General features: G+C 70.9%; 20 protein-coding genes. 6 read left to right on the top strand and 14 right to left on the bottom strand.

Annotated elements, in window-relative coordinates; genetic code table 11:
- Positions 1 to 8: 8 nt before the first annotated feature.
- Genes smpB through ftsE form a run of 3 tightly spaced genes read right to left on the bottom strand, consistent with a single transcriptional unit; the run spans position 9 to position 2,134 of the window.
- Positions 9 to 476 (bottom strand): SsrA-binding protein SmpB, encoded by a 468-nt coding sequence (smpB, locus tag ACFO60_RS12795; protein ID WP_380840284.1) that lies wholly within the window; start codon positions 474 to 476, stop codon positions 9 to 11.
- Positions 477 to 499: 23 nt separating this feature from the next.
- On the bottom strand, positions 500 to 1,408 hold the full coding sequence (gene ftsX, locus ACFO60_RS12790) for a permease-like cell division protein FtsX (RefSeq protein WP_380840283.1): 909 nt from the start codon (positions 1,406 to 1,408) through the stop codon (positions 500 to 502).
- A 36-nt stretch (positions 1,409 to 1,444) separates the two neighbouring features.
- Complete coding sequence (gene ftsE / locus ACFO60_RS12785; RefSeq protein ID WP_114029179.1) at positions 1,445 to 2,134, bottom strand: cell division ATP-binding protein FtsE; 690 nt, start codon at positions 2,132 to 2,134, stop codon at positions 1,445 to 1,447.
- Between the two features lie 236 nt (positions 2,135 to 2,370).
- On the opposite strand from ftsE, the gene ACFO60_RS12780 reads away from it, so the two are divergent.
- Positions 2,371 to 2,562: a hypothetical protein gene (locus tag ACFO60_RS12780; protein ID WP_380840282.1), complete on the top strand. Its 192-nt coding sequence runs from the start codon at positions 2,371 to 2,373 to the stop codon at positions 2,560 to 2,562.
- Positions 2,563 to 2,781: 219 nt separating this feature from the next.
- Here the strand turns inward: ACFO60_RS12780 and prfB are convergent, their stop codons facing one another.
- Positions 2,782 to 3,903, bottom strand: a complete 1,122-nt coding sequence (gene prfB, locus ACFO60_RS12775) for a peptide chain release factor 2 (RefSeq protein WP_380840281.1) — start codon at positions 3,901 to 3,903, stop codon at positions 2,782 to 2,784.
- An 84-nt stretch (positions 3,904 to 3,987) separates the two neighbouring features.
- Here prfB and ACFO60_RS12770 point away from each other — a divergent pair, with 84 nt between their 5' ends.
- Positions 3,988 to 5,052 (top strand): DUF8094 domain-containing protein, encoded by a 1,065-nt coding sequence (locus tag ACFO60_RS12770; RefSeq protein ID WP_380840280.1) that lies wholly within the window; start codon positions 3,988 to 3,990, stop codon positions 5,050 to 5,052.
- 104 nt (positions 5,053 to 5,156) lie between these two features.
- Here the strand turns inward: ACFO60_RS12770 and ACFO60_RS12765 are convergent, their stop codons facing one another.
- Positions 5,157 to 10,043, bottom strand: coding sequence for an NAD-glutamate dehydrogenase (locus ACFO60_RS12765; RefSeq protein ID WP_380840279.1), 4,887 nt, complete (start codon positions 10,041 to 10,043; stop codon positions 5,157 to 5,159).
- A 346-nt stretch (positions 10,044 to 10,389) separates the two neighbouring features.
- On the opposite strand from ACFO60_RS12765, the gene ACFO60_RS12760 reads away from it, so the two are divergent.
- The 3 genes from ACFO60_RS12760 (at position 10,390) to ACFO60_RS12750 (ending at position 13,749) form a co-directional block, all read left to right on the top strand.
- Positions 10,390 to 12,018, top strand: a complete 1,629-nt coding sequence (locus tag ACFO60_RS12760) for an FAD-binding oxidoreductase (protein WP_380840278.1) — start codon at positions 10,390 to 10,392, stop codon at positions 12,016 to 12,018.
- 260 nt (positions 12,019 to 12,278) lie between these two features.
- On the top strand, positions 12,279 to 12,710 hold the full coding sequence (locus ACFO60_RS12755) for a VOC family protein (RefSeq protein ID WP_380840313.1): 432 nt from the start codon (positions 12,279 to 12,281) through the stop codon (positions 12,708 to 12,710).
- A 178-nt stretch (positions 12,711 to 12,888) separates the two neighbouring features.
- Positions 12,889 to 13,749, top strand: a complete 861-nt coding sequence (locus ACFO60_RS12750) for a hypothetical protein (RefSeq protein WP_380840277.1) — start codon at positions 12,889 to 12,891, stop codon at positions 13,747 to 13,749.
- Positions 13,750 to 13,953: 204 nt separating this feature from the next.
- Here ACFO60_RS12750 and ACFO60_RS12745 read toward each other — a convergent pair whose 3' ends face one another.
- Entirely contained in the window at positions 13,954 to 15,834 is a 1,881-nt protein-coding gene (locus ACFO60_RS12745) for an acetoacetate--CoA ligase (RefSeq protein ID WP_380840276.1), read from the bottom strand.
- Between the two features lie 161 nt (positions 15,835 to 15,995).
- Positions 15,996 to 16,943, bottom strand: a complete 948-nt coding sequence (locus ACFO60_RS12740) for a DUF2218 domain-containing protein (protein ID WP_380840275.1) — start codon at positions 16,941 to 16,943, stop codon at positions 15,996 to 15,998.
- Between the two features lie 347 nt (positions 16,944 to 17,290).
- Here ACFO60_RS12740 and ACFO60_RS12735 point away from each other — a divergent pair, with 347 nt between their 5' ends.
- Positions 17,291 to 17,512 carry a helix-hairpin-helix domain-containing protein gene (locus tag ACFO60_RS12735; RefSeq protein ID WP_380840274.1) on the top strand — a complete coding sequence of 74 codons (222 nt, stop codon included), beginning with the start codon at positions 17,291 to 17,293 and terminating at the stop codon, positions 17,510 to 17,512.
- 93 nt (positions 17,513 to 17,605) lie between these two features.
- On the opposite strand, the gene ACFO60_RS12730 is transcribed toward ACFO60_RS12735, so the two are convergent.
- The 7 genes from ACFO60_RS12730 to ACFO60_RS12700 all read right to left on the bottom strand — a co-directional run bounded on the left by ACFO60_RS12730 (position 17,606) and on the right by ACFO60_RS12700 (position 25,043).
- Positions 17,606 to 18,313, bottom strand: coding sequence for an HAD family hydrolase (locus ACFO60_RS12730; protein WP_380840273.1), 708 nt, complete (start codon positions 18,311 to 18,313; stop codon positions 17,606 to 17,608).
- A 203-nt stretch (positions 18,314 to 18,516) separates the two neighbouring features.
- Positions 18,517 to 19,155, bottom strand: coding sequence for an HAD family hydrolase (locus ACFO60_RS12725; protein WP_380840272.1), 639 nt, complete (start codon positions 19,153 to 19,155; stop codon positions 18,517 to 18,519).
- Positions 19,156 to 19,420: 265 nt separating this feature from the next.
- Entirely contained in the window at positions 19,421 to 19,927 is a 507-nt protein-coding gene (locus tag ACFO60_RS12720) for a DUF6912 family protein (protein ID WP_380840271.1), read from the bottom strand.
- 403 nt (positions 19,928 to 20,330) lie between these two features.
- Entirely contained in the window at positions 20,331 to 20,978 is a 648-nt protein-coding gene (locus ACFO60_RS12715) for an HAD family hydrolase (protein WP_380840270.1), read from the bottom strand.
- An 86-nt stretch (positions 20,979 to 21,064) separates the two neighbouring features.
- Positions 21,065 to 22,828 (bottom strand): glycoside hydrolase family 3 protein, encoded by a 1,764-nt coding sequence (locus tag ACFO60_RS12710; protein ID WP_380840269.1) that lies wholly within the window; start codon positions 22,826 to 22,828, stop codon positions 21,065 to 21,067.
- A 263-nt stretch (positions 22,829 to 23,091) separates the two neighbouring features.
- A complete protein-coding gene (gene ptsP, locus ACFO60_RS12705) occupies positions 23,092 to 24,762 on the bottom strand; it encodes a phosphoenolpyruvate--protein phosphotransferase (RefSeq protein WP_380840268.1) in 1,671 nt (556 codons plus the stop codon).
- Positions 24,763 to 24,785: 23 nt separating this feature from the next.
- A complete protein-coding gene (locus ACFO60_RS12700) occupies positions 24,786 to 25,043 on the bottom strand; it encodes an HPr family phosphocarrier protein (protein WP_380840267.1) in 258 nt (85 codons plus the stop codon).
- Positions 25,044 to 25,075 lie beyond the last annotated feature (32 nt).

Raw genomic sequence — 25,075 nt, 5'->3', positions numbered from 1 at the left:
CTCGGACCTCATCGGTTGCGGTGACGGAGAGCGCGGGCCATCTCCCTGGTCGCCTGCTTCTCGGCGAGGTCGTGCCGCTTGTCCCAGGTCTTCTTTCCGCGGGCGATGCCGATCTCGACCTTGGCCTTGCCGTCTTTGAAGTACAGCGCGAGGGGGACCAGCGTCAGGCCCGACTCTTTGGTCTTGCCGACGATCTTCCCGATCTCCTTGCGGTGGAGCAGGAGCTTGCGGGGGCGCCGCGCGGCGTGGTTGGTCCACGTGCCCATGTGGTACTCGGGGATGTGGATGTTCATCAGCCACACCTCGTCGTCCTTCACCTGGCCGTACCCGTCCGAGAGGCTCGCCCGGCCGGCACGGAGGGATTTCACCTCCGTGCCCGTCAGGACGAGCCCGGCCTCGTAGGTGTCCTCGATGAGGTAGTCGTGCCGGGCACGCTTGTTCTGGGCGATGAGCTTCCGCCCGGTCTCACGTGGCATAGCAGCGAGCCTACCGGGGTGCGTCACACCCGCAGGTATCGGCGGAGCGTCACGAACGAGGCGAGAATACAGATGACCACGCCGACCACGGTCGTGAGGGTGATCACCTGTGCGACGTCGCTCCAGGTTAGCTGCGTCGACAGCACGAAGAACTTCTGCATGCTGTCGAAGATCACTATCTTGGCGAACATCAGCAGGACCGCCGAGATCACCCCGCCGACCAGGCCGGCGATGGTGCCCTCCATGACGAACGGCAGCTGGATGTACAGGTTGGAGGCTCCGACCAGGCGCATGATGCCGGTCTCGCGCCTGCGGTTGTACGCCGACAGCCGCACCGTGTTGCCGATCAGCAGGATGGCGGCGAACACCTGGATCAGCGCCACCACGAGCGCCGCGCCGCGGAGCCTGTTCATCAGCCCGAAGAACCTGTCGAGCAGTTGCTGGTCGTTCACCACGTTGGCGACGCCGGTCGCCCCGCTCAGCGCGTCGAAGACGGCCTTGTAGTCGTCGGGGTTCTTGAGCTTGACCCGGAACGACTCGGGCATGTCCTCGACCTTGACGGCGCTCAGGAAGACGCTGTTGCTGCTGTAGGCGGCCTTGAAGTTCTCGTAGGCCTTCTCCTGGTTCTCGAACTTGACCGCCTCGACCTGCGGCATGCTCTCGATCTGCTTCTGCAGCGCGACCTTCTCCTGGGCGGTGACCGCGCCGCGGCCCTTGCAGGCGTCGAAGGGGCTGTTCTTCATGCACAGGAACGCCGAAAGCTGGACCTTGTCGGACCAGTAGCTGCTCATGCTGCCGACCTGCGCGTTGATCATGAGCCCAATGCCGAGCAGGGCCATGCCTATGGCGACGGTCACGACGACGGCGATGGTCATCGTGAGGTTGCGGCGAAGGCCGATCCAGACCTCAGAGAAGATGAAGTTTGCCCGCATGCTTTGGGTGTCCCCTGTCGCTCTCTCGCTTGGTGATCAGTACGCCTGGCCGTAGACGCCGCGCGACTGATCTCGGACGATCTTGCCGTCCTCCAGCTCGACCACGCGCTTGCGCATGGAGTCGACGATTGCGGCGTCATGGGTGGCCATGACGACAGTGGTGCCGGTCCGGTTGATCCGGTCGAGCACCTTCATGATCCCGATGCTGGTGGCCGGGTCGATGTTCCCCGTGGGCTCGTCCGCGAGAAGGATCATCGGGCGGTTGACGAACGCGCGGGCCATCGCGACCCGCTGCTGCTCGCCACCGGACAGCTCGTCGGGCATGCGGTGGGCCTTGCCCTCGAGGCCGACCAGCTCGACCACCTCGGGCACCACCTTGCGGATGAACCGCCGGGGCTTGCCGATGACCTCCAGCGCGAACGCCACGTTCTCGTAGACGTTCTTGTTGGGCAGCAGCCGGAAGTCCTGGAACACACAGCCGATGCGGCGGCGCAGGTGCGGCACCTTGAAGTTCGACAGGCGCGCCAGATCCTTACCGGCGACATGGATCGCGCCCGAGTTGGGGCGCTCTTCCTTCAGGACCAGCCGGAGAAAGGTCGACTTCCCCGACCCCGAAGGACCGACCAGGAACACGAACTCGCCCTTGTCGACATCCACGCTGACGTGGTCGAGGGCGGGGCGGTTCTGGTTAACGTAGACCTTGGTGACATTATCGAAATGGATCACAGGCGCATCACGGCATGCCAGTCTAGGGGTTAGGACGGTCGCGGAGGTGGCCGCGTGAGCCACATCGCCTTGCTCGCCGGCCGGGGGGCGCCGCTCTTTACCGACGATCGACGTTCCGGTTGGCCGAGGCTCAGTCTAGGGGTAACACTGGCATGGAACGTCCATAACGGAAACAAAACGATTCCACACTCGCTAACAGGGTGGTAAAGCGATCACCGTGGAGAGGGAGATATCCCGTGAGCTGCGAACATCTCATCTGCGCCAACTGCGCCGGCCCGGTGGTCGAGGGTCGCTGCTCGGCCTGCCGGGCCGGCAGGGCCAGGGTCCACCACCATGGGCTGGGCGGGCTGTCGCCCATGCTCATCGCGATCGTGCTGCTCATCGTGCTCGCCTGCACGCTGGCGCTGAATCACCTGTACGGCGCCTGATCCACCCCGCGTGCGGGCGGCTTCGGGCGGCCTGAATCGGCCGCGCGGCGGCACTCGTGCCAAGGGTGCCGGCCGGAGGCCCGGCGGCGCCCGGCCCCCTCTGAGGGTGGCGCGCGTCCTGCAGGACGCCACACGGCCGCCCGGCGGACGGCGGCCTAAGGGTGGCAGGCAGAATTCAGGGGCGGCACTGTGGCGGCGCCCCGGTTCGGCTCGCGGTGATCAGCTTGCCGCGCCGCCGGCCTCCTGACGGCGCATCCAGCGGATCTCGCCCTCGATGAACTCGTCGAGGTCGCCGTCGAGCACCGAGGTCGGGTTGCCCGCCTCGACCGACGTGCGCAGGTCCTTCACGATCTGGTAGGGGTGCAGGACGTAGTTGCGGATCTGCGTGCCCCACGAGGTCGTCGACTCGCCGCGCAGCTCGGACATCTTCGCGGCCTCCTCCTGCCGCTTGCGCTCGAGCAGCTTGGCCTGCAGCACCGTCATCGCCGAGGCGCGGTTCTGCAGCTGGGAGCGCTCGTTCTGGCAGGAGACCACGATGCCCGTCGGCAGGTGGGTGATGCGCACCGCGGAGTCGGTGGTGTTGACGCCCTGGCCGCCGGGGCCGGAGGAACGGTAGACGTCGATGCGCAGATCGTCCTCGTTGATGTCGATGTGGTCGGTCTGCTCGACGACCGGCACCACGTCGACGCCCGCGAACGAGGTCTGGCGGCGGCCCTGGTTGTCGAACGGGCTGATGCGGACCAGCCGGTGGGTGCCGTGCTCGCCCCGCAGCGTCCCGTAGGCGTAGGGCGCCTTGACCACGAAGGTCGCGGACTTGATGCCCGCCTCTTCGGCGTAGGAGGTGTCGTAGATCTCGGTGGAGTGACCCTTGCGCTCGGCCCACCGGAGGTACATGCGCAGGAGCATCTGGGCCCAGTCGGCCGCGTCCACGCCGCCGGCCTGCGAGTTGATCGTCACGAGCGCCTCGCGGGCGTCGTACGGACCCGCGAGCAGGGTGCGCACCTCGAGGGCGTTGACGTCGGAGCGCAGGGAGGACAGCTCGCGGCCGGCCTCTTCGCGCGTGTCGGCGTCGTCCTCGGCCTCTGCCAGCTCGTACAGGACGGAGATGTCGTCCAGCCGCCGGATCAGGTTCTCGACGCGGTTGAGCTCGCCCTGCATGTGGGAGAGCTTGCTGGTGACCTTCTGCGCCTGCTCAGGGTCGTTCCACAGGTCGGGCGCGGCAGCCTGCTCCTCCAACTCGGCGATCTGCTTGCGCATGACGTCGAGATCCAGCACATCCTGAATGCCCTTCAGAGTGCCGGTAAGCTCGCTGATCTCTTCTGCGGGATCGATGGCTGCCACATCTGCCAAGAGTACGCGAAGCCGGAGCCACCTCGCGCGTGGCTAGCATGGGCGTTCTGCGGGGGGACTCATCGGGAGGCGAGCGTGACCAGGACCATGCGTGCGGCCCTCGCGCTGTCTTCGCTGGCCTGCGCGTTGCTCGCCTGTACGGCGCCGCCCGCGCGGATCAGTCGCGGCGCGGTCCCGGCGTCCCCGGTCACCAGCGCCTCCGCCACGCCCGGCCCCTCCGCCGCGCGCGAGGAGCCGGCGGTGACGCTCACCGAGGCCGGCACGGTGCTGCGCGAGATCCTCGCGGCCGACGACGTCGCCCGCGCGGGCGGCGCCGAGTCCTACGCCGTCGAGCAGTCACGGGACGCGCAGCGGCCGCTCACCGTGGTGGCGTTCGAGTCGACCGGTCTGCGGCCTTCCCGCTACCGCTGGGACAGGCCGGCGCTGCTGGTGCCGCGCCTGCGGCCCGACCGCTATCCCTACTGGTTCGCGGCGGTCGTCCGGCGCGAGGATTCCAAGGGCAAGAGCCGCACGGCGGTGCTGGCCTTCATGAAGCAGTACAAGACCTCCGACTGGCAGCTCAGCTTCGCCTCGCTGCTCGAGCCGCGCGCCGAGCCGCCCGCCGTCGCGCTGGACGACGAGGGGTACGCGACGCCGCTGGCCACGCGGGACGACTCGGTCGCGATCAGCCCGCACCTGATGGCGCCGCTGCACGCGACCATCGCCGAGGAGGGCCCCAAGGGGTACGCGGCGAGCCTGATCGCGCCGGGGCCGCTGACCACCGGCTACTTCGACGAGGTCGAGAAGCTCCAGCCCGAGTACAAGTCGCGCGGCTTCCTGTACGACTCGCTGTTCGCCGCCACGGCCTTCCCGATCTACGCGCTGCGCACGACCGACGGCGGGGCGGCCATCCTCTACTCCCTGACGCGCACGACGCTCCGCCAGGCCAAGGTCTCCCGTGCCGCGGGCCTGGTGCCGGTCCCGAAGGCCGTCCGGTGGACCGTCGGCAGGGTCCTGGTGCCCACCACACTGCGCATGGTCGAGACCCAGCAGTACGTCGGCCACGTGGCCCGCAGGGGCGCCGGCCAGCCGGCCACGATCGTCGGCTTCGACGGCGCCGCCACGAGCGTCACCGCCCCGTTCATCTTCCCCCCCAAGTGACGCTCGGGTCGCCGGCCGGCGACCCTCATGTCGCCCGGCCCCCGGCCGAGCGGGGTCCCGGCCGACCCGGGTCCCGGCCGCGCCGTTCGCGCGGCCGGGTTCCCTCAGCGTCCGGCGTGGGGAAGGTTGCTGGTCGCCACCAGGGTGCGGATGGCCCTGAGCGCGACCGAGAGCGTGGCCAGGTCGAAGTGGTCGCTCTCCCAGATCTCCGACAGCGTCTGGCGCGCCCGCGCGACGGCGGCCGAGTTGACCTCGGACCAGCGGCCGAGGCGCTCCTCGGGGGACAGCCCCGGCTCGCTGTGCACGAGCACATCCCTGGTCAGCGTGGCGTGCGCGGCGTACAGGTCGTCGCGCAGCGCGGCCCTGGCCATCGAGTTCCACCGGTTGTCGCGGGGAAGGGCGATGACCCGCTCGCGCAGCCGGGCGAGCTGGAGCCGCTCGGCCAGGTCGAAGTAGACCTCCGCGACGTCGTTCACCGGGCGGCCGGTGAACGAGGAGATCTCCACCAGGTCGAACGTCGAGTACGCCGGCACCATCACCGCCGCGCGCTCGGCCAGGTCGGCCGGCACGCCCCGGGCCAGGTAGCCGTCGCGGCGCTCCTCGAAGGCCGCGAGGTCGGGGCCGGCGAGCATCTTGGGCAGGTGGGGCAGCAGCCCGTTGGCGCCCTCCACGAAGAACCGCGTCGCGCCGGCCAGGTCGAGCGGCGGACGGCGGTTGCCGAGCAGCCACCGCGCGCCGCGCTCGGCGAGCTTGCGGCCCTCAAGGAGCATGGCGAGCTGGGTCGCGGTGTCGACCTTGTTGTCCAGGGACTCCACCGCCCGCCAGAAGCCCGGCAGCTCGAAGACCTCCCGCGACACCAGGTAGGCCCGGGCGATGTCGGGGGTGGAGGCGCCGGTCTCCTCGCCGAAGCGGAACATGAACGTCGTGCCGCTGGCGTTGACCAGGTCGTTCACCACACAGGTGGTGATGATCTCGCGGCGCAGCGGGTGGGCGTCCATCGCGGCGCGGAAGCGCTCGCGCAGCGCCGAGGGGAAGTACGACACCAGCCATGAGGTCAGGTAGGGGTCGTCGGGCAGGTCGGAGGCGAGCAGCTCGTGGTCGGCCACCAGCTTGGTGTAGGCCAGCAGCACCGAGAACTCCGGCGCGGTCAGCCCGAGGTGGGCCTGGCGCCGCTCGGCCAGCGTCTTGTCCGAGGGCAGGGCCTCGAGCTCCCGGTTGATCAGACCGTCGCGTTCCAGCTTGCGCAGGTAGCGGGCGTGGATGTGCAGCATCTCCGGCGCCTGCGAGCGGGCGGCGGAAAGGACGATGTTCTGCGCCTTGTTGTCGCGCAGCACCAGGCCGGCGACCTCGTCGGTCATGTCCAGGAAGAGCTGGTCGCGGTCGGACTCGTTCAGCTCGCCGTCGCGCACCAGCCGGTCCAGGAGGACCTTGATGTTGACCTCGTGGTCGGAGGTGTCCACGCCGGCCGAGTTGTCGATGAAGTCGGTGTTGACGTAACCGCCGTTGAGCGCGAACTCGATGCGGGCGAGCTGGGTGAGCCCGAGGTTGCCGCCCTCGCCGACCACCTTGCAGCGCAGGTCGGAGGCGTTGACCCGCAGCGCGTCGTTGGCCTTGTCGCCCACGTCGGCGTGGCTCTCGGCGGAGGACTTGACGTAGGTGCCGATGCCGCCGTTCCACAGCAGGTCCACCGGGGCCCTGAGGATGGCGCTGATCAGGTCGCTCGGCGTCATCGCCGCCACGCCCTCGCGGATGCCGAGGGCGGCGCGCATCTGCGGGGACACCGGCACCGACTTGGCCGTGCGCGGCCAGACGCCGCCGCCGGCCGAGATGGCCTCGGTGTCGTAGTCGGCCCACGAGCTGCGCGGCAGCTCGAACAGGCGTGACCGTTCCGCGAAGCCCTTCCCCGCGTCGGGCGAGGGGTCGACGAAGATGTGCCGGTGGTCGAAGGCCGCGACCAGCCTGATGTGCCGGGACAGCAGCATGCCGTTGCCGAACACGTCGCCGGACATGTCGCCGACGCCCGCCACCGTGAAGTCGGTGCTCTGGACGTCGACGCCCATCGAGCGGAAGTGGTAGGCGACCGACTCCCAGGCGCCGCGCGCGGTGATGCCCATGGCCTTGTGGTCGTATCCGACCGAACCGCCGGAGGCGAACGCGTCGCCGAGCCAGAAGCCGTACTCCTTGGCGACGCTGTTGGCGATGTCGGAGAAGGTGGCGGTTCCCTTGTCCGCCGCGACGACCAGGTAGGTGTCGTCGCCGTCGTGCCTGATGACGCCGTGCGGCGGGACCACCTGGTTGTCGACGAGGTTGTCGGTGATGTCCAGCAGGCCGCAGATGAACTGCCGGTAGCAGGCCACGCCCTCGGCCAGCACCTCGTCACGGCCCCCGCCGGCCGGCGGCCGCTTGACGACGAAGCCGCCCTTGGAGCCGGTGGGCACGATGACGGTGTTCTTCACCATCTGGGCCTTGACCAGGCCGAGCACCTCGGTGCGGAAGTCCTCCATGCGGTCGGACCACCGCAGGCCGCCCCGCGCCACCTTCCCGAAGCGCAGGTGGACGCCCTCCACCCGCGGCGAGTACACGAAGATCTCGTACTTGGGGCGGGGCAGCGGCAGCACGCTGATCACCGAGGAGTCGAACTTCAGCGAGATGTAGGGCTTGCGCCCGCCGTCCGCCCGCTGGAAGGCATTGGTGCGCAGCGTCGCGCAGATCATCTCCAGGTAGGCCCGCAGGATGCGGTCCTCGTCCAGCGAGGCCACCTCGTCCAGGGCCGCGAGGATCTCCTCGTGCAGCGCGTCGGCGATGTCCTCGCGCACGTCGTCGGCGCGGCGCGGGTCCAGCCGGGCCTCGAACAGCCGCACGAGCAGCTTGGCCAGCCGGATGTTGCCGAGCAGCACCTTCTCGATATAGCGCTGGCTGAAGGCGGTGCCGGCCTGGCGCAGGTATTTGGCGTACACGCGCAGGAACAGCGCCTGCTCCCAGGTCAGGCCCGCGGCGATGACCAGCCCGTTGAACCCGTCGCTCTCGATCTCGCCACGCCACAGCGCCCCGGCGGCGTCCTCGAACAGCCGCTTGAAGTCCTCGTCGCCGATCGTCACCGTGGACGGGCAGCGCAGGCCGAAGTCGTAGATCCAGGCGGGCTGCTCGCCCGGGCTGCCGATCTGGTACGGCCGTTCGTCCACCACCTCGACGCCCATCCGCGACAGCAGCGGGAGCACGTCCGACAGCGAGACGGGCGCGCCGATGCGGAAGAGCTTGAACCGCCACTCGCACTGGACGCGGTCCTTGGGCCGGTACAGGTTCATGGCGACCTCGCCGGGAGCGCCGGCGAGGCGATCCAGGGTGCACAGGTCGGCGACGGCCGTGCCGGGGTCGAAGTCGGCCTTGTAGCCCTCCGGGAACGCCTCCGCGTACCTGCTGGACAGCGTGGTCCCCGCCCGCCCGGACGGGAGCCGCGCGACCTGCTCGTCGGGGATCAGCGCGATCGCGTCGAGGAGGTCGTCCTCCCAGGTGCGGGTGGTGGCCGCGATGCGCGCCTCCAGCGCCGGCACGTCGACCTCGCGCCTGCCGAGGGCCTTGCCGCGCTCGCCGCGCACGACGATGTGCAGGCGGGCCAGGGGCGACTCGCCGAGCATCGTGCTGTAGTCGAGGGTCGCGCCGTCGAGCGCCTCCAGCAGGATCTCCTGCATGTGGACGCGCACGTCGGTGTTGTACCGGTCACGGGGCAGGTAGATCAGGCAGGAGATGTAGCGGTTGTAGTCGTCGGCGCGCAGGAAGAGCTTGACGCGCTTGCGCTCGCGCAGCCGCAGCACCTCGAGCGCCATCGGCGCGAGTTCGTCGGCGTGCACCTGGAACAGCTCGGCGCGCGGGTAGGTCTCCAGGATCTCGATGAGATCCTGGCCGTCATGGCTGTCCGCGGGCAGGCCCGCCTGGTCGAGCACCTCGGCGAGGCGGCGGCGCAGCACCGGGATGTGCGCGATGGACTCGCTGTAGGCGACGTGGGAGAACAGGCCGAGGAAGCGGCGCTCGCCCACGACCTCGCCCTCGGGGGAGAAGACCTTGACGCCGATGTAGTCCAGGTAGGCCGGACGGTGCACGGTCGCGCGGCTGTTGGCCTTGGTCACCACGAGAAGCTGTTTCTCGCGGGCCTTCGCGCGCAGTTCGGGCGACATGGCGGCGAAGCTGGCCGAGCCGGCCTTGTCGGCCCGCAGGATGCCGAGGCCCGTGCCGGGGAAGGCGCGCAGCCCGTCGCCGTCCGGCGCCTGCTCCAGGCGGTACTCGCGGTAGCCGAGGAAGTTGAAGTGGCCGTCGGCCAGCCAGCGGAGCAGCTCGACGCTGTCGGCGACGTCGCCCCGCGGGAGCGCGGGCGGCGCGGACTCGAGGTCGGCGGCGATGCTCAGCGCCAGGGCCCGCATCTTGGCCGAGTCCTCGACGGCGGAGCGGACGTCCTGCAGGATCCGCTGCAGGTCGCCCTCGATCTCGGCGAGCACCTCGGGGGCGGGCCGGCGGTCGAGCTCGATGTGCATCCACGACTCGACGAGGAACTGCCCGGTCAGGTCGGCGTCGTCGGCGCCGAGCATGCGGCCGGTCATGTCGCGGCGCACCTTGATCTGCGGGTGCACGACGAGCTGGCTGCCGATGCCGTGGCGCTCGAGCTCCATGGTGACCGAGTCGACCAGGTAGGGCATGTCGTCGGTGGTGACCTCGACGACCGCGCCGCCCGCCTGGCCCTTGTCCTGCGGCTCGGGCGCGTAGACGCGCACGAGCGCCCGTCCCTGCGGGCGGTGCGAGGCGAACATCCGATGGCCCAGCGCGACGGCGCCGGCCTGGGCGGGGTCGCGGTCGATCACGTCCTCGGGCGCGACATGCCGATAGTAGAGCCGGAGGAACGCCAGGATGCTCTCACCGTCAAGGTGGTCGGCCTCCGGGGTACCAGCACACAGTTCAGCAGCGGACCGGAGCAGCTGATCCTTTGCCTCTTCGAGCGGCATGTCGCTTCTCACTCCTTTGTGAGTGTTCGCCTTGTACGCGTCGGTCTGGTCCGGGGCGGGGGTCACGTCAGGGGCATGCCACGCACCCGGATGCGCGACACCTCCACGGGCGGGCCGGAGCTCGATCGCCGTTGACCAGTTCCATCCCGCCGTACCCGATATCAGCCCATCACACCTGAAACGTCAACTTGTGCGATATCGTGCGCAATTCCCCTGTCAGTGCGAGTCTTCCACGGCCACCACGTGCGCCGTGACCGATCCGTGATAAACCATGACCCTTTCGGGGACGTCTCATAGGACAGGCGTTACCTTCGCCACTGTCGCCCGTTCCGAAAGATGAGTGATCATGCATCCCGCGCTCGACCGGCGGACCTTCCTCCGGGCCTCCGCCGTCGCCGCGGCGGCCGCGGCCACCGCCTGCGCCCCGTCCGGAGTCGCGGCGCGGGCCACGACGGCCGCCGCGACCGGCAGGCCGGTCGGCTCGGGCCCCGCGTCCCCAGGCACGGCGTCCTCCGGCACGGGGCCGGCGGCCGCGGGGTCGGCGCCGTCCGCCGCGTCCGCTACGGGCACCGTGGCGCGCACCGGCGCGCGCGGCGCTCCGTCCCCCTCCGACTGGTCCTCTCTCGGCAGAGGTCTCGCGGGCCGGCTGGTCCGTCCCGGCGACGCCTCCTACGACGCGGCGCGCCGCCTGTACAACCCCTCCTTCGACGGCATCCGGCCGAGCGGCGTGGCCTACTGCGCCAACCCCTCCGACGTGGCCGAGTGCCTGGCCTTCGCGCGGCGGCTCGGCGTGCCGGTGACCTCGCGGTCGGGCGGCCACAGCTACGCGGGATGGTCCACCGGCACCGGACTGGTGATCGACGTCTCGCGCATGAACACCGTCCGGGCCTCCTCCGGCCGCGCCGTCGTGGGCGCGGGCGCGCAGCTCGTCGACGTCTACGACCGACTGGCCGCGCGCGGCGTCAGCATTCCGGCGGGCTCGTGCCCCACCGTGGGCGTCGCGGGCCTGACACTCGGCGGCGGCATCGGCGTCGTCGCGAGAAAGTACGGCCTCACCTGCGACGTGCTGGAGTCACTGCAGATCGTCACGGCCGACGGGCGGGTGCGCACCTGCGACGCCCGCCACGACCCCGAGCTGTACTGGGCCTCGCGCGGCGGCGGAGGCGGCAACTTCGGCGTCGCGGTGTCGTTCACCTTCCGCACCCACCACGCGCAGGACCTCACCCTGTTCTTCCTGCACTGGCCCTGGTCGCGGGCGCGCAAGGCGGTCGCGGCCTGGCAGGCGTGGGCGCCGTTCGCGCCCGACGCGCTGTGGAGCAACCTCCACCTGTCCCAGGACCCCTCGCTGGACCTGCAGATCGGCGGGGTCTACGTCGGCCCGCGAGCCGAGTGCGAACGGCTGCTCGAACCGCTGATCGCCAAGATCGGGTCCGAGCCGTCCAGCCGGTACCTCACCCGGACCTCCTACCAGCACGCCATGATGATCGAGGCGGGCTGCTCCTCCCGCACCGTCTCCCAGTGCCACCGGCCGGGGAACCTGCCGGGGCGGACGGCCGACGGCCGCTTCCCGCGCGACGCGTTCGGCGCCAAGTCGCACATGGCCTACCGACCCCTGTCGGCGTCCGGCGTCGGCACCCTGGTCGACCGGGTGGCGCGCCCCGGAAGGCACGCCGTGCTGCTGGACGCCCTCGGCGGGGCGGTCGGGCGGGTCAAGCCCGGCGCCACCGCCTTCCCGCACCGCGCGGCGCTGTTCAGCGTGCAGTACTACGCGCACATGGCAGGCGCGGCGGCCTGGCTGCGCGGCGCGCACGGCGCGATGGCACCCCACTTCGGCGACCATGCGTATGTCAACTACATCGACCCTGCGCTGAGCGGCTGGCGTCAGGCCTACTACGGTGCCAACGCCACGCGCCTGGCCAAGGCCAAGGCCACCTACGACCCCGCCCGCCTCTTCCGCTTCCCCCAGGCGATCTGACCCCCCGAAAGAACCTGGCCGACCTGCCCCGGCTCCCGGGGCGCCCCTGCTCCCTGGGCCGCCCGGCTGCCCCGGCTGCCCCTGCCCCACCGCCCGGGCCGTCCCGGAATGGCCGGACCGTCCGGGCCGTCTGGTTCCTGGGGTGATGAGACGTCCGCGAGCGGTCTGGGGATGAACGATCCCGACTCCCCCGGGCGGCCCGTTCGTCCCGGTGTGTCCATACTGACCTTGTGACCCGCACGGACCACGAGGAGATCCGCATGGCTTCGCCCGCCCCGTCCATCCCCCGCTTCCACCTGGCCGTCCCGGTCGACGACCTCGCGGCCGCCCGGGTCTTCTACGGCGAGGTGCTCGGCTGCGAGCAGGGGCGCAGCTCCGAGCGCTGGATCGACTGGAACCTGCTCGGGCACCAGTTCGTCACGCATCTCGCCCCGCGTCCCCCTGCCACGGCGCACAACCCGGTGGACGGGCACGACGTGCCCGTCCCGCACTTCGGCCTGATCCTCGCCACTCCGGAGTTCCACCGGCTGGCCGAGCGCTTCCGGGCCGCGGGGGCCCGCTTCGTGATCGAGCCCTACCTGCGCTTCGCCGGAGAGCCGGGAGAGCAGTGGACGATGTTCCTGCTCGACCCCGCCGGCAACGCCCTTGAGTTCAAGGCGTTCGCCGATGACGCGCAGGTGTTCGCCACCTGAACCGGCCGTATTCCGGCGGTGACCGAAATGTTTAAAAGTCTATTACCGCTCAGTAGCGCCGCTACGCTCATACGCCGTGATCAATCAGCAGGTTCCTGTAGAACATACCTCTAATGGGACGAATACCAGCGCCAACGCCCCGGCCCCCTCTGGAGCGGACGACGAGAAGCCGAGCGCCATGGCCCTGCTCGAACGGATCGCCTCAGTGGTCCTGCCGATCGGCGTCGGGCTCTACGCGGTGCTCTACCTCGGCATCGAGGCGATTTACAACCTCTTCGGCATCACGCCGCAGCAGGCGGGCATCGACCAGGCCGTCCTGTTCGGCCGGCTCTCCGGCACCCTGATCCTGCTGCTGCTCATCGCCCTGCCCACGCTCGGGCTCTTGGTCGCCTTGTACTGGGTGCTCGACAAGTTGACCTTCGGTGGGCTGTCACGGCTGGTGGGTTTCTTCCGGGAGCACCCCTGGGTGGCCGCGACGATCGCCGCGCTGTGGAGCGGCGCCACCTACTGGGGCGTGTTCAGCGTCCTCGGCGACGTCACGGCCGCGGCCATGGTGCCCATCGCCGTGGGACTCGGCGTGCTGACGTTCCTGGTGCCGTTCCGGCTGATGCGCCGCAAGCCGGTCGGCCGCGCCGGAATGAGGCTGGTCGTGGGCGCCCTGACCGGCATCGGCCTGGGGTGGCTGCTCATCTGGCAGATGGTCCTCGCGGCCGCGGACGTGTACCAGTACGGCAAGTCCGATCCTCTGCCGGGCCTCGCGGGCAACAATCTGCTGGACTTCGTGGGCTTCCAGGACCAGTGGGCCGTGCTCAAGGACGGCGACGACAAGCCGCTCTATGACGGCCGGTCGATGCTGCTCCTCGGCGAGTCCGACGGCGTCTACGCCTTCTACGACTGCGAGAAGCAGGTCACGATCCGCCGGGCCGCCGAGGGCACCAACCTCGGCGACATCGTGATCGCCCCTGAGCTGCCCAAGGACTACGCCTGCGGCACGCCGGCCGAAGGGCAGGCCGACGACCAGACCGCCACGAACCAGTAGGCCTCTCCCCGCGTCTCTCATGGCGAGGCCGCCCCGCCAGGCGGCCTCGACCCCGGCTCCCGGCCGCCGATCCCCCCGGCGGCTCCGCCCCACTCCCGCTCGCCCCGCTCGCGGACCCTCGTAGTCCCGGCCGCCGCCCCGCTCGCGGCCTCTCCGCTCTCCCGGCCGCCGGACGCGGCGGCCGGGCCTCCGGGGGGACGGGCCTCACGGGACGAAGTGCTTGAGGACCTCCGGGTTGGCCATGGCGCCGGTGTTGGCGGCCTTCTCCACGGGCGTGCCGAGCAGGATCTTGCGTACCGGCACCTCCAGCTTCTTGCCGCTCAGCGTGCGCGGGATGCCAGGCACCTCGATGATCTCGTTGGGCACGTGGCGCGGCGACAGCTCGGTCCTGAGCGCGTTCTTCAGCTCCCTCACCAGCGCATCGGTCAGCGCCTCGCCCTCGGCCATCGTCACGTACAGCAGCAGCCTGCCCTCCTGCCCGAGCTGCCCGGTGTCGATGACCAGGCTGTCCGCGACGGCGGGGAAGCGCTCGACGACGCGGTAGAACTCACTGGTGCCCATGCGGACCCCGCCGCGGTTGAGCGTCGAGTCCGAACGCCCGTAGATCACGCAGCCGCCGTCGGGCAGGATCTTGATCCAGTCTCCGTGCCGCCATACCCCTGGGTACTCGGCGAAGTAGCTCTCCTCGTACCGGGTGCCGTCCGGGTCGTTCCAGAACATCACCGGCATGGAGGGCATGGGCCGGGTGACCACCAGCTCGCCGACCTCGCCGATCAGCGGTTTGCCGTCGGGGTCGAAGGACTCGACCAGCGCGCCCAGGCAGCGGCAGGAGATCACCCCGGCCCTGATCGGCAGCAACGGCACCGCGCCCACGAAGCCGGTGCACACGTCGGTCCCGCCGGAGAACGACCCGAGTTGCACCTTGGGCAGCACCTCGTACAACCACGCGAAGCCCTCGGGGGGCAGCGGCGAGCCCGTCGAGCCGACCCCGCGCAACCGGTCGAGGCCGGACGGGCGCACCCCCTCGCGCATGGAGGCGATGATGTACGGCGCGCCGGTGCCGAAGTAGGTCACGCCTTCCTCCGCGGCCAGCCGCCACAGCGCGTCGGTCCGCGGATGCGCGGCGCTGCCGTCGTACAGGACCACGGTCGCGCCGACCAGCAGCCCGCCGACCAGGAAGTTCCACATCATCCAGCCGGTGGTGGTGTACCAGAAGAACACGTCCTGCTCGCCGAGGTCCTGATGGAAGCTCAGCGCCTTCAGGTGCTCCAGCACGATGCCGCCGTGCCCGTGGACGATCGGCTTGGGCAGCCCGGTGGTGCCGGAGGAGTACACCACCCACAGGGGGTGGTCGAACGGCACCGGCTCGAAGTCCAGCGGCGCCGGACGCGACCGTAGCTCCTCCCACGACTCGGCGCCGACGACCACGGTCGCGGCCAGGCCGGGCAGCCGGGCGGCGATGTCGGCGACGACGTCCGAGCGGTCGAACTCGCGGCCGTTGTACCGGTAACGGTCGACCGCGATCAGCACCTTCGGCGTGATCTGTGTGAAGCGGTCGACGACGCTGGAGGCGCCGAAGTCGGGCGAACAAGACGACCAGATCGCGCCGAGGCTGGCGGTGGCGAGGAAGGCGACCAGCGCCTCAGGGGTGTTCGGCAGGTAGGCCGCCACGCGATCGCCCCGGGTGACGCCGTGGCGCACCAGCCCCGCCCGCACGCGGGCGACCTCCTCGGCAAGCTCCCCGTACGTCAGCGTGCGCCGCCCGCCGGTCTCGTCGCGGGCGATGACGGCCAGGCGCCCGGAGTCACCACGCAGGGCGTTCGCGGCGTAGTTCAGCGCCGCTCCTCCGAACCATTTCGCGCCCGGCATCGTTCCACTTACGACGGGCCCGTCGCCACGGTCACCGACGACCGAGAAATAGTCCCAGACCGCCGGCCAGAACTCCTCGGGAGACTCGACCGACCATCGCCACAGAGCGTCGTAATCGTGCTCGGGACGCCCCAGCCATTCGGCGAACCGGGTGATCTTCGCATTGCCGATCACCTCGGGGGACGGCTCCCAGAGCAGCGCACCTTCCTCAACCATGGCCCCATCCTGCCCCCACCTCCGACCCGGCACCATCCCGCCCGCCCACACAGCGCCTCCCCGCAGGTCCGGCGGGCGACCACACTTCGGCGGACGAGATGCCGCGTGACCATGTGGGCGGCGCCCAGGCCCAGGGGCGCCGCCCACCGTCGCCGCCGGGGTCAGCGCCTGCGGGCGACCGTGACGCCGTCCCGCACGGGCAGCATCACCGACTCGACCCGCTCGTCGGCGACGATGGCGTCGTTCAGGGCCCGCATCGCCAGGTGGTGCTCCTCCTCGAACGCCGGGTCGACGACGCGCCCGCCGAGGAACACGTTGTCCAGGACGACCAGTCCTCCGGGCCGCAGCCGCCGCACGATCTCCTCGTAGTAGGCCGGGTAGTTCACCTTGTCGGCGTCGATGAACGCGAAGTCGATGGACGGCTCGTCGGGCAGCGCGCGCAGCGTCTCGACCGCCGGCGCGATCTTCAGGTCGATGCGGTCGGCGACGCCCGCGCGGTCCCAGTACGAACGGGCGACCGAAGTCCACTCGTCGCTGACGTCGCAGGCGAGAAGGCGCCCCCCGTCGGCCAGCCCCCGGGCGATGCAGATGGAGGAGTACCCGGTGAACACGCCGACCTCGACTGCCTGCCGAGCACCGGCCATGCGCACCAGCATGGTGAGGAACGCGCCCTCGTCCTGCGAGATCTGCATGGTCCAGGCGCCGCCGGTCGTCTCGCGCGTCTTCACGGCCAGTTCCTGCAGCACCTCGTCGGCCGGGGTGCACTGCGTGATCAGGTAGTCGTCGATGAGCGGGTCGACGATGCGCATCTCCTCGGCGCCCACCGGCGCCGACCAGTCGACGGCCAGTTCCTCCTGGGTGGCGAAGCGCAGCAGGTGCTTGGTCACCACCTCCTCCACGTGCTTCAGCGACTCGGCGTCCGCCGCCGTGGCGATCATCTCGATCGCCGGCCCGGTCGGCGTCAGCACGCACCGCCCGCGTTTCAACGTGATGACGGCCCTGCCGTCACCGGAGATCTCGGTGGTCGCTTTGTGACTCATGTGCGAGACCAGTTGCTTGATGTACCGCCCAGGCCGCTCGGTCGCGACGGAGGCCGTCGAGTAAGGCATCGAAGTCCTTAGGGTTTGAGAGGGGCACGGCCCGCAGGCAGCGGGCCGATCGGCGGCCCGGACGAAGATCGCCCCTCCCGGCCGCCGATGGTGACTCATAAGCAACAAAGGTAGGCCGCGCCGATCATCCCCACCTCCTACCCCGTACCGACCTCCCCTCCGTTCGACGCCGGACGCGGTGCCCGCGAAGACACGCACGGAGTCGCTCCGCCTTGCCGCGACGCGGGGTCCGTCCAGTCGGCTCCCGGATGGACGAGCGAGCGGCCCACCCTGCGGACCCGGCGGGGCTACGGTGTACGCGTCGTCGTTCATGCGCCTGTCATGAGCACCACGGAGGAGGAGAACCGATGGCATCCGAGCGGAACGGCTCTGGGGAGCTGGAACTGCCCGCGGGGCTGGGCAAGCCGGCGCAGCGAGCGCTCGCGGCCGCCGGGTACACCCGCCTGGATCAGCTCGCCGAGGTCAGCGAAGCCGACCTCGCCCGGCTCCACGGCATGGGCCCGAAGGCCGTCGCCCGCCTTCGCCAGGCGCTCGCCGACCACGGCCTGACCTTCGCCGCCGAGAGCTGACCGGCCCTCGCGCTCCATCGGGCAAGGCTCCATGTCCTGGCTTCCCCGCCCTTGCGACGGGGGCCCACCCTCGCCCTCGCGCCCGGGAACGCCTCACCCCGCCTTGCGGTCCATCGGGGTGGTGAGCTTGGCGACGGCGCTGACGACCTCGGAGGCGTTGGTCAGGTCGGGGAGGACGATGTCCGCGCCGGCCTCGTGCAGCTCGGTCGGGGTGGAGCGGCCGGAGGCGACGGCGATCATCGACGCTCCCGCGATGCGCGCCGTCTGGACGTCTCTGGCCGAGTCGCCGATCAGCACGGTGTTGGACCCGTCGCAGCGGAAGCCGTACATCTGCTTGACCCTGCCCTGGGACACCTGCAGAAGGCTCGCCTTGGGATAGACCTCCTCGCCGTAGCCTCCGACCTCGAAGTCGACGTACTTGTCCAGGCCGAAGGCGTTCAGCTTGAGCGCGGCATTGCTCTTGATCGTGCCGGTCAGGACGGACTGGACCACGCCGCCGAGCCGGGCCACCGCCTTGAGCGCGTCCTTGGCCCCGGGCATGACGCGCCCGTCCTTGACGAGGCTCCTGCGGCGGGCGGCGAAGGCGTGCGCCAGGGCATCGATGAACCGCGGCAGATGCTCGTCGCCGGTCACGATGCCGTTGATGGCCAGCGTCTCGAAGATGATCTCAGAGTCGGGACGGCCCATCGCGGGCGCCAGCTTCACCAGTGGACGCCCGGTGACCTGCTTGAAAGCATCGGCGTACGCGTCGCGGGTGACGATCGTCACATCGACCAGGGTGAGGTCGATGTTCCATAGCACGAGACGGTTAATGGGGGGCCTCCGAACGCGCGATACCAGTGCGCTCAGGGTACGACGATCGCGCCCTCCCAGCGCCGAACGATGCCCAACTCGTCACCTCACTGGCCGTATGTCCGCTTCGCCCCCTGGCCGGGCGCTTCGAGGCGCCCGGCCAGAGGACGGCGGCCGAGACGGCGGACCCCCGGGTCACGCCCGGGCGAGCGTCACGAGGCGAAGGTGAAGGCCTCGGAAAGAGTGTCGACGACCGGGAAGCCGGAGGCCGCGAGGTCGGTCCGGCGGGTCATGCCGCCGGTGTACAGCACCGCCGAGGCGCCGACGTGCTGCGCCGCGTGCGCGTCGTCGAGGCTGTCGCCGATCACCAGGATGTGGGACGGCTTCACGTCCAGCGACTCGATGTGCGCCACCATGTGCTCGGCCTTGCTCCCGCCGGGCGCGCCGTTGGAGAGGCCGTCGATGCGGGCGAAGTAGCGGTCGATGCCCAGGTCGGCGGCCTTGCGCACCAGCCGGTCGTGAGCCCACATGGACAGCAGCGACTGCGTGCGCCCTGACTCCGCCCACTCGTGCAGGCAGTCGAGCGCGTCCGCGGCCAGGGCGCAGGCCTCCATCAGGTCGTGATAGTTGTCGTGGAAGGCCTGGTCGAGCCGCTCCCACTCTCCCTCGTGCAGCGGCCGGCCGAGGATGCGCTCATAGGCCACCCAGATCGGCCTGGTGTAGGCGGCGCGGAACCCCTCGGCGTCCATATCGGGCAGGCCGTAGGGCTTGAACACGGCGTTCGTCGCCCCGACGACGGCGTCTATGTCGTGGAACAGAGTTCCGTTCCAGTCCCAGATGATGTGCTTCATGGTGCCGTCAAGCCTAATGCGGCTCCGTGCCGTCGTCACCGGATTAACCCCGCGCCGCACGCCATAAGGGCGAGCACGGTCACCGGGTCAACGCCCGTACCGCACGCCATAAGGACGAGCACGATCACCGGGGCAACGCCCGCGCAGCACGCCACGAGGGCGAGCACGGTCACCGGGGTCGGTCCGTGACCACGCCCTCAGGCCGCCGACGGCCCCGCGTCCCCGGGCATGCTCTCGCAGCCGGCGGGCCTGCCGGTGCGGCGCTTCACGCGAGGACGTCGGGGATCTCCTGGGTGGCGTACCACAGCAGTTCGTGGGCCTCGGCTCCGTCGACCACGAACCGCGCGTCGTCGTCCCCCGCGTCGGCCGAGAACACGGCGGCGACGGCGGCCTCGATGTCGGGGACGGCCTGCGGGTCGTCCACGTGCACCGAGGCGATCTGCTTCATCCGGACCTCGGCCGGGATGCGCACCCGGGAACGCTCGTCGATGTCGAGACCGGCGATGACGAGGTCATCGGGCACCTCGGCGGCGACGACCACCCGCCGGGCGGCGACGTCGACCCCGTCGGCGCGGTCGGCCGCGAGCATCCGCAGGGACGCCTTCGCCGCGTCCGTCAGGGCCACATATTCGAGTTCCTCGGTGTCACCCGAGGCGTACCACTCGACCAGCGCGGGCGTCACCGCGTATCCGGTCAGGGGAGCCGGGCCGACCTCGCCCGCACTCACCACCCGGGCCAGCGAGGGAAGGGTGCACGGCAGGTACACGCGCATGCGTTTGTTCCTCAATCACGATATTGCCGGACATCGGCGTCAAAGCGGCGCCGATCAGCTGAACGAGTGCGCCGGCCACCGCCTCACGGACCGTACACCATCACCGGCGTTCCCATCGCGAACTCCCCCGCCGCACCCGGCCCGTGAAGCCGGAGCCGCCTGTCGTCAGGGCTCCGTGCTCAACAGCCGGAGGGGATCCGGTGCGGAGACGGCAGAGCTCGGACTCCGCCCCGGTCACCGTGGAAGCGTCTTGTCGAAGGCCGAGGTCACGTGGCCGGTGAGCGCGGCGGTGCCAGCGCCGGCCACCACGCCGGCCGCCGAGACCCGCGAGCGCGTCAGCCTCGCCTTCCCCCCTTCGGGGTGGGCCGGTGCGAGCGGGCGCTCGCGCGCGGCCTGTTCGCCGTCATCGGAGGGGGAGGTCGCAGAGGGCTTCCAGGGCGGTGATGGTGGTGTCGGTGTCGCGGTGGTGCAGGCCGACGATGCCCAGGGCGCGGGCGGCCACGATGTTGGCCTCGATGTCGTCGATGAAGACGCATTCGTGCGGCCGCAGGCCGACCAGGCCGAGAGCGTGGTGGAAGATGCGCGGCTCGGGCTTGCGCATGCCGACCTCGCCGGAGATGACGATCTGGTCGAAGTAGTGCTCCCAGCCGTCCCTGCTGTAGGTGTGCCCCCAGGAGTTGGAGACCAGGCAGGTGGCCAGGCCCGCCGCGCGGGCGACCCGCAGCATCTCGTACATCGGCTGCACCGGCCGGAAACCGGCGAACATGCGGTCGATCAGCCCCTCGGCGACCAGCGGCACGCCGTGAAGAGTGATCAGCCGGGCGGCCAGATCGCGCTCGAACGTCGCGACGTCGATCTCGCCTCGTTCGAGCGCGTGGATCGGATTCTCACCGGTGACGGCGCCCTGCTCGTAGGCACGCCTGACGAGCTCGCTCATGAGCTCGCGGTAGTGCTCGCCGTCGATGCCGTCGGCGTCGAGCCACTCGGCGATCGCCTCGTGCAGGCTGGTGGTGAGCACCCCGCCCCAGTCGATCAGCACACCTTTCACCATGTTCGCTCCTCATGTCCCGCCGGGGCCTTTCAGGGTAAGCCGAGCGCTGCGCCCGCCCATAGCCCAGCCCCTGTCAGGGGACCGGGTCAGCGAGCAGGTAAGCGGACGGGGAGGGTGCCTTTGGGGGTGAGGGCGCCGGTCAGGGCCTTGGCGGCCGCGCGGAGGGAGGCGTCGCCGTCCGCGTAGACGGCGAGCGCCGCGTCGTATCCCCGCAACCGCGCAAGCTCGTACGGAGCGCCCATCGACACGATGACGACCTTCTTGCCGGTGGCGTCCATCGCGGAGACCAGGCGCGCCTGCGCGGGCCCGGCGTCCTTGGTGGTGACCACGATCGTGTCGGCCTTGGCGGCGGCCGACCGGGCGCTCGCGATCTGGGCCGCCGTCGGCGTCTCCCCCGTGCCGGCGGCCGACGCGCCCTCGAGTCTGCCCGCGAGGCGCCGGCCCGCCGGCCCGGTGACCAGCACGCGGCCCTTCAGCGGGAGAATCTTCGCGCCCTTGACCGGGGTGACGGAGCGGTCGGCGATGCCCTGGGCGATCGTGCGGTGCTCACCCGAGCGCACGGCCTTCGCCGCCTGACCGGCGTCGGCCGGCGGCGCGTCGAGAATGCCGCGGTCGGCCTTCAGCGTGAGCAGCCGTGTGACGGACTCATCGAGCCGCCGGCGGGAGATGCGTCCGGACTTCACGGCGTTCAGCACCGCGTCGTGGGCCTTGCGGAAATTCGGTGGCATGAGCAGGAGGTCGACCCCCGCGAGGACGGCGCGCACGGCCACCTCGGCGTCGCCGTACCTCTCGCGGACGCCCTGCATGTCGAGGGCGTCGGTGCTCACGACGCCGTCGAAGCCCAGCTTGTCGCGCAGCAGCCCGGTCAGGATGGGCTTGGACAGGGTCGCGGGATCGCCGGTCGGGTCGAGCTTGGGCATCACGACATGAGCGGTCATCACGATGTCGACGCCTCGGCGGACGGCCTCTTTGAAGGGGGGAGCGTCCAGCCTCTCCCATTGGGAACGCGTGTGGCCGATGACCGGCAGGCCGCTGTGACTGTCGACCTTGGTGTCGCCGTGCCCCGGGAAGTGTTTGGCCGCGCTGCCCACCCCGGCGTCGTGGAAGCCGTCGACGGCCGCCCCCACCATGGCCGAGACCCGCTTCGGATCAGAGCCGTAGGACCGAACGCCGATCACTGGATTCGCGGGGTTGACGTTGACATCGGCCACCGGCGCGAAGTCGAGGTTGATGCCGAGGGCACGGAGCTCTTCGCCGGTCACCCGGGCGGCCGCGCGGGCGGTGGCAGGGTCGCGCGTGGCGCCGATCGCCATGCTGCCCGGCACGTCGGTCACGATGGACCCGAGCCGCGAGACCACGCCGTTCTCCTGGTCGGCGCCGATGAGCAGCGGGACCTTCGAGGCCTTCTGCAGACCGCGGGTGAAGGCGACCAGCTGGCGGGCGTCGCCGACGTTGCCCGCCCACGGGAACAGGATGACGCCGCCCGGATGGTATTTCCCGACCACCGCGGCGGGGCTGCCCACGCCGAACCTGGCCTGGTTCTCGCCGTGCGCGCCGTCGGCGCGCGGGCCGTACACGACGGGCATGAACAGCTGGCCGACCTTGTCGGCGAGGCTCATCGCGGCGAGCCGCGAGGCGACCGCGGAATCGGAGGACACGCCGGTGGACGCCTGCGAGGATGCGGCCCCGGCGGAGGCCGAGGCCGGGCCGGCGCCGGTGGTCTCGGTGACGCCGGGCGGGGCCGCGCCCGTGCGCGATGGCGCCTCGACGGTCGTGGGCGATGTGGCGGCGCACCCGGCCGTCAGCGTCGCGACCAGCAGAAGCACCGATGCGGGGGAAGGTCTGGCCATGCCCCAACCGTATCCGCGCCACCGGGCGCACGTTCGCCGCTCTGTGGATAACTCCTGTCACGGCGATCCGAGGAGCACGGCTATGCGACGCGCACACGCGCACATCGAGTGACCGGCCTCACCCGCCTCCACCGGCACCGCGACACCGGCCTCCACCGGCACCGCGACCGGCCTCCACCGGCACCGCGACCGGTCTCGGCCGGCACCACGATCAGCACCGGGCGTACGGGTGGGCTCGGCGACGGGGACCGGCGGAGACGCGGTCAGAGGCCCAGCGCGGAGAGGCCGGGGAGGTGGGTGCGGGCGGCGGCCCGCGCTGCCTCGGGGGTGCTCTGAGCACGGGCGGCGACGGCGGCGGCGCGGCACTGGGCGAAGGTGTGGCGGGCGAGCGCGGCGCGCACCCAGGGAAGGGCGGGGGCGCCCATCGACAGCGAGCTCATTCCGAGGCCGACCAGCACGCACGCGAGCGCCGGATCTGCGCACGCCTCGCCGCAGACCCCGCAGGGGACCCCCGCCGAGGCGGTCATCGCCACCAGGTCGAGCAGGACGGGCTGCCAGGGGTCCTGGAAGGCGGCCAGCGCGCCGACCTCGCGGTCGGCCGCGAAGGTGTACTGGGCGAGGTCGTTGGTGCCGATGGAGAAGAAGTCGACGGCGGGGGCGAGGTCGGCGGCGCGGAGCGCCGCGGCCGGGACCTCGATCATGACACCTGCCGAGCGCAGGCCCGCGGCCCTGCACGCCGCCACGAACCAGGCGGCCTCCTCGGGCGTCGCCACCATCGGGGCCATGGCCCGGACGTCGGCCTCCGAGCCTTCCGCGGCGCGGGCGAGCGCGCGCAGCTGCCCGGCCATGACGTCAGGAAATATCCGCATAATGCGGATGCCGCGTGCGCCCAGAGCCGGGTTGGGCTCGTTCTCGGTCGGCGGCAGGAACCCCAGCGGCTTGTCCGCACCCGCGTCCAGCACGCGCACCACCACAGGCCCCCCGGGGAAGGCGGAGACGACCTCGCGATAGGCCGCCTCCTGCTCCTCCTCCGAGGGCGCGACGTCGCGGTCGAGGAACAGGAACTCCGTGCGGTAAAGCCCGACTCCCTCGGCGCCGTACTCTTTGGCCAGCTCCAGGTCGCGAGGCCCGCCGATGTTGGCCAGCAGGGCCACGGGGCGGCCGTCGGCGGTCACGCCGGGGCCGGTGGCCGAGGTGAGCGCCGTGTCCCGCGACCGCGCGGCCTCGATCGTCGCCGCGACCTCCTCCTGCGAGGGCACCAGCCCGACCGTGCCGGTGGCGCCGTCGACCAGGACGGAGGTGCCGTTGACGATCGAGGTGGCACCGGCGCAGGCGACGACGGCCGGCACGCCCATGGCGCGGGCGAGGATCGCCGTGTGGCTCGTGGGACCGCCCTGCTCGGTGACGAACGCCGCGACGATGTCCCTGGACAGCAGCGCTGTGTCGGCGGGCGCGAGGTCGCGGGCGACCAGCACGTACGGTTTGTCGCCCTTCTCGGGCAGGCCGCGCGCCGGCAGGCCGGCCAGTTCGGCGATCACCCGGTCACGGATGTCCTCCAAGTCGGCGACGCGTTCGCCGAGGTAGCCGCCGATCTGCGCGAGGATGTCGTTGTACCGCATGAACGCCTCGTACACCGCCCGCTCGGCGGAGGTGCCGGCGTTGACCAGGTCGGCGACCTCGCTGGACAGCGTGGGGTCGCGCGCGATCATCGCCTGGGCGGCGAGGACGTCCTGCGCGTCGCCGCCCGCGGCCTCGCCGCGGGCCTCCAGCTCGGCGGCCACCCGCTCGACGGCCGCCTCCACGCGTGCGACCTCGGCCACCACGTCGCCCCCGTGCCGCGACCCTGCCGGCGGCTCGGGAACGGCGGCGCCCATGAGGTACGCCGGTCCGTAGCCCGCGCCGGGACTGACCCCGGTCCCCGTCAACCTCTCCATGGCCTCGGGCCTCGCATCAGGTCTCAGGGCACCGACACGATCGCGGCCAGCTCGTCGAGCACCTGGTCGGCGCCGTCGCCGTCGGCGTGGATGACGATGACCTCGCCGTTCCTGACGTCCAGCGCCAGGATGGACAGGATGCTCTTGGCGCTGACGGGCGGACGGCCCGGCTTGCCCACGGTGATGTCGATGGGGGCCTTGGCTGCGGTCTGCACGAACGTCGCCGCCGGGCGGGCGTGCAGACCCACCGATGACTCCACGATGACCTTGCGCTCGGCCACGGTTCCTCCTTCAATCCGTCCGGGGCGGTCCG

Origin of the sequence: Sphaerisporangium dianthi, assembly GCF_042654065.1 — a bacterium.
GTDB classification, from domain to species: domain Bacteria; phylum Actinomycetota; class Actinomycetes; order Streptosporangiales; family Streptosporangiaceae; genus Sphaerisporangium; species Sphaerisporangium dianthi.
This window is presented reverse-complemented; position numbering and strand designations above follow the sequence as displayed.

What these genes read in the sequence shown, in the direction of transcription:
- smpB (WP_380840284.1), bottom strand. Translation starts at nt 476, where the DNA reads ATGCCACGTGAGACCGGGCGGAAGCTCATCGCCCAGAACAAGCGTGCC.
- ftsX (WP_380840283.1), bottom strand. Translation starts at nt 1,408, where the DNA reads ATGCGGGCAAACTTCATCTTCTCTGAGGTCTGGATCGGCCTTCGCCGC.
- ACFO60_RS12765 (WP_380840279.1), bottom strand. Translation starts at nt 10,043, where the DNA reads ATGCCGCTCGAAGAGGCAAAGGATCAGCTGCTCCGGTCCGCTGCTGAA.
- ACFO60_RS12760 (WP_380840278.1), top strand. Translation starts at nt 10,390, where the DNA reads ATGCATCCCGCGCTCGACCGGCGGACCTTCCTCCGGGCCTCCGCCGTC.
- ACFO60_RS12755 (WP_380840313.1), top strand. Translation starts at nt 12,279, where the DNA reads ATGGCTTCGCCCGCCCCGTCCATCCCCCGCTTCCACCTGGCCGTCCCG.
- ACFO60_RS12750 (WP_380840277.1), top strand. Translation starts at nt 12,889, where the DNA reads ATGGCCCTGCTCGAACGGATCGCCTCAGTGGTCCTGCCGATCGGCGTC.
- ACFO60_RS12745 (WP_380840276.1), bottom strand. Translation starts at nt 15,834, where the DNA reads ATGGTTGAGGAAGGTGCGCTGCTCTGGGAGCCGTCCCCCGAGGTGATC.
- ACFO60_RS12740 (WP_380840275.1), bottom strand. Translation starts at nt 16,943, where the DNA reads ATGCCTTACTCGACGGCCTCCGTCGCGACCGAGCGGCCTGGGCGGTAC.
- ACFO60_RS12735 (WP_380840274.1), top strand. Translation starts at nt 17,291, where the DNA reads ATGGCATCCGAGCGGAACGGCTCTGGGGAGCTGGAACTGCCCGCGGGG.
- ACFO60_RS12725 (WP_380840272.1), bottom strand. Translation starts at nt 19,155, where the DNA reads ATGAAGCACATCATCTGGGACTGGAACGGAACTCTGTTCCACGACATA.
- ACFO60_RS12720 (WP_380840271.1), bottom strand. Translation starts at nt 19,927, where the DNA reads ATGCGCGTGTACCTGCCGTGCACCCTTCCCTCGCTGGCCCGGGTGGTG.
- ACFO60_RS12715 (WP_380840270.1), bottom strand. Translation starts at nt 20,978, where the DNA reads ATGGTGAAAGGTGTGCTGATCGACTGGGGCGGGGTGCTCACCACCAGC.
- ACFO60_RS12710 (WP_380840269.1), bottom strand. Translation starts at nt 22,828, where the DNA reads ATGGCCAGACCTTCCCCCGCATCGGTGCTTCTGCTGGTCGCGACGCTG.
- ptsP (WP_380840268.1), bottom strand. Translation starts at nt 24,762, where the DNA reads ATGGAGAGGTTGACGGGGACCGGGGTCAGTCCCGGCGCGGGCTACGGA.